We start from the raw sequence: 236 nt of genomic DNA, 5'->3' as shown, positions 1-236 counted from the left end.
AGGGCGGCCAAGCCATAGAAACCGTCGGTGAACCACTCGATGAAAAACGCCAACGCCAGCCATGGCGATGCGAGGACGAGCCCCCTCATTGCGATATGCAGATACAGTGACTGCACTTCATATTTCGCGATGAGGGTCTTGTCGTAGAAGTTGTATTTACAGTAGATGAAGCCGCAGATCAGGATGGGCAGAACGAGGAGAAAACCCATTGTCGATGCCTAGTGCGTCTTCGAAAT

Annotated in this window: 1 pseudogene; it reads right to left on the bottom strand. The window is 51.7% G+C overall.

Annotated elements, in window-relative coordinates:
- Positions 1–209 (bottom strand): annotated as a pseudogene (locus tag SB765_RS33780) (hypothetical protein); the annotation flags it as partial.
- Positions 210–236 lie beyond the last annotated feature (27 nt).

The sequence above is a fragment of the Pseudomonas sp. SIMBA_067 genome (assembly GCF_046534675.1).
In the GTDB taxonomy this organism is placed as follows: Bacteria; Pseudomonadota; Gammaproteobacteria; order Pseudomonadales; family Pseudomonadaceae; genus Aquipseudomonas; species Aquipseudomonas putida.
Note: the sequence above shows the minus strand (reverse complement) of the source record. Positions and strands in the feature narration are given on the sequence as shown.